This is a genomic window from uncultured Gimesia sp. (assembly GCF_937919775.1).
Lineage (GTDB): Bacteria > Planctomycetota > Planctomycetia > Planctomycetales > Planctomycetaceae > Gimesia.
This window is the reverse complement of record NZ_CALFPF010000587.1, coordinates 1-3,641: the sequence shown is the minus strand read 5'-3', so window position 1 is coordinate 3,641 and position 3,641 is coordinate 1. Positions and strand designations below refer to the sequence as shown.

Annotated in this window: 2 protein-coding genes; both read left to right on the top strand. The window is 49.3% G+C overall.

Annotation, left to right across the window (positions count from 1 at the left end; all coding sequences use genetic code 11):
• Window positions 1–3,118, top strand: a 3,118-nt coding sequence (locus Q0294_RS16930) for an efflux RND transporter permease subunit (RefSeq protein WP_299467820.1), incomplete at its 5' end; no start/stop codon positions are given.
• A 136-nt stretch (window positions 3,119–3,254) separates the two neighbouring features.
• A complete protein-coding gene (panD, locus tag Q0294_RS16925) occupies window positions 3,255–3,635 on the top strand; it encodes an aspartate 1-decarboxylase (protein WP_299467818.1) in 381 nt (126 codons plus the stop codon).
• Window positions 3,636–3,641 lie beyond the last annotated feature (6 nt).

The following is a 3,641-nucleotide window of genomic DNA, read 5'->3' as shown; positions in this document are numbered from 1 at the left end:
GGAGTTTGAGCTGGAAATCATTCTGGTATCAGTTCCTTATCCTGGAGCCAGTCCTGATGAAGTTGAGGAAGGCATCTGCCAGAAAATGGAAGAAGCCGTGCGCTCGATTGACGGGATTAAAAAGATGACCTCGATTGCCAACGAAGGTTCGGGGTCGCTGGTGCTGGAATTAAGGGCCGATGTGCCCGACGTGCAGAAAATATTGAACGAGGTCCGTTCAGAGATCGATCGCATTCCCAGTTTTCCGGAACTGGCTGAAGATCCGGAAGTGCAGCAGATCACGTTTCGGCAGGTGGCGATCGAAGTGGCTGTGATTGGCCCTGACAATGAGGATGAAAATGCAGAATGGGAGCTGCGGTCCGTTACGGAGCGTATTCGAGACGAACTGCTGCATCTCAAGTCGGTCTCGCAGGCGAATATTGCGGGCGCCCGCGATTTTCAGATTGATATCGAAATCCCGGAAGCCACACTCAGGAAATATGGCCTGACATTGCAGGATGTGGCGCGCACCGTACGCAGGGAAAATCTGGAACTGCCTGGCGGGAAATTGATTACCGATTCACAGGTCTTACTATTGCGTGGCAAGAATAAACATCTGATTGGCAGTGAAATTGAGAAGATTCCCCTGGTAACAGAAGCGGGCGGAGTTGTGTTAACGGTGGGTGATTTGGGCCGTGTTCAGGATGATTTTACCGATACGACGATGATCAGCGAAATTAACGGTAAACCGGCACTGTCAATTTCTGTAGAACGGACTGCACAGGAAGACCTGCTGGCGATCGTCGAGGAAGTCCGCGGCTATGTGAAAACCGCAAATCTGCCTCCGGGTTATTCCCTGGAGCTGTGGAAGGATCAGTCCATCGATGTTCGCGATCGAATGGATTTGTTAACCCGTAATGGATTCCAGGGACTGATTCTGGTTTTCATTACTCTGGCAATTTTCCTGGAATTTCGTTTGGCCTTCTGGGTTGCAATGGGGATTCCCATTTCCATGTTTGGCGCGTGTATCGTGCTTTATTATACCGGACAGACATTGAATATGCTTTCGATGTTTGCTTTCCTGATGGCATTAGGGATTGTCGTTGATGACGCGATTGTCGTGGGAGAAAATGTTTATGAACATCGCCAGATGGGCAAGTCGTTCATTACTGCTGCCATTGACGGTGCGACGGAAGTGTTACCTTCGGTCTGTGCTTCCGTCACGACTACCGTGATCGCTTTTATGCCTTTATTGTTCGTTTCGGGGATCATGGGAAAATTTATTGCGGTGATGCCGATCGCCGTGATTGCAATGTTATTAATCTCACTGCTGGAAAGTACATTTATCCTTCCTTGTCATTTGGCACACGGAAAAGTTTGCAAGGGGGAAAAGAACCAGGATCAGGAATTGGGTTTTGTAGGCCGCAAACTGAACTGGTTCATCGAGCGCTGTTATCAGCCGGTGTTAAAAGCGTCCTTGAATTATCCCAGTTCCACCCTGGCGGTGGCGGGTGCTCTCCTCTTGTTGTCCGCGGGACTGGTTTTGGGAGGCTTTGCTCCGTTTAATATCTTTCCGAAGACCGATTTTCGGATGATTGAAGCAACCGTGGAGTTTCCCGATGGAACTCCACAGGCGCTGACGGGAGAGACAACTCGCAAAATTCAAGAGGCCTTTGAAGCACTGGATCGAGACTATCAGAAACAGCATGGTAATTCCCTGGTCAAACTGGTCCGCAGGAATGTTGGTTTTGGAACGCGGGATGAATCGGGTGGTCAGGTTGGTGGCGCTATGGAGGGGAGCCATATCGGTAAAGTCAGTGTGGAGATTGTCGAAGCTGAGGAACGCACACTGGGGAGTGAAGCGATTCTCGAACTCTGGAGAGAACGGGTCGGTGAAATTCCCGGCGTTGATCGACTGACTTTTAATTCTCCCACGATGGGCCCCGGGGGCAAACCGATTGAATTCAAACTGTTGGCCAGCGGGAAACATCTGGATGAACTGGAAGCGGCGGTGGAAGCCTGTAAGCAGGAACTGGGAACCTACCCCGGCGTGAAGGATATCAACGATGACTCCAGCCCCGGCAAGTGGGAGTTCCAGATTAAAATCAAAGACAATGCCCGCGCAATGGGAGTCCCTCTGGCGGATGTGGCAGAGACGGTTCGAGCTACATATTACGGCGAAGAAGTGATGCGGCTGCAGCGGGGCCGTCATGAAGTGAAACTGATGGTTCGTTATCCGGAGGAAGAACGTCGTTCGCTGATGAGTTTCGATGATATTCGAGTTCGAACAGGAGATGGAGCCGAGCGACCATTAACGGAACTGGCTGACGTGACTGTGAAACGGGGTTACTCAGAGATCAATCGCATTGATCAGCAACGCTCCATTACCGTGTATTCGGATTTGAATGAAAAAGAAGGGAATGCACGCGAAATCGTACAGGCACTCAAGAAGCCGGGAGGTTTCATGGATCAGTTATTGACCAAATATCCCGATGTCCGGGTCCGCTGGGAAGGCCAGCAGGAACAGACGGATGAATCGGTCAATAGTCTGATTATCGGACTGCTGATCGCGCTGGCTTCGATGTTTGCGTTGCTGACTGTGGAATTTCGATCTTATATTCAACCATTGATTATTCTGGGGATTATCCCGTTCGGAATTATCGGTGCCGTATTTGGTCATGCAATTCTGGGCATGGAGTTGACATTGTTTTCATTATTCGGTCTGGTCGCTTTAACGGGGGTCGTGGTAAATGACTCGATTGTGTTAATCGATTTCATCAATCACCGCATTACGGATGGACTTCCGTTAAAAGCAGCCTTGATCGATGCAGGTCTGCGCCGTTTTCGACCTGTCCTGTTGACGTCAATGACAACGATTGTCGGTTTAGCTCCGATTCTGAAAGAGACTTCGTTCCAGGCGCAGATCATTATCCCGATGGCAGCCAGTCTGATTTTCGGGTTAATGCTGGCCACCATTCTGGTTCTGTTTCTGATCCCTACCTATTATTATTTATATGCCCGGGCGCTGGGCGCAAAACCCGACGAACCCTGGATCCGTAAAGTGGATGGTCAGGAAGACAAACCGGGCTATAATATTGATGAAGGTCATTTCACAGAAATCGCGCCGGTACAGACTTGAAATGTGCCGAATATGATCAAATGAATATATTCTTGCCAGTAGATAAGAAGTCTGGTTAGTATACGCCGACAGTTTGATCAGGAAGTCAATTTTTTTGCAGTCGGAAAGAAGTCGCTCTTCTTTTAGGTTTAGAATGATGAAACGCGTTTTACTCAAATCAAAAATTCACCGGGCTACCGTGACCGAAGCCAACCTGGAGTACAATGGCAGTGTGACGATTGACCGGGACTTAATGGAAGCTGCGGACATCATTGAGTATGAGCAAGTACAAATCTATAACATCACTTCAGGTACTCGCCTGACAACGTATGCGATTCTGGGGGAGGCAGGCTCCGGAGTGATTTGTATTAACGGAGCTGCCGCTCATCTTGTGAAACCTCAGGATCTGGTAATTATTGCCAGCTATGCTGAGTATAAAGAGAAAGAAGCGCGCCGGCATCAGCCCAAGGTGGTTCTCGTAGATGGACAGAATCATCCTGTTTCTACTGAGATGCCCCTTGCTTTCGGTTCTGAGTAGAAAGAA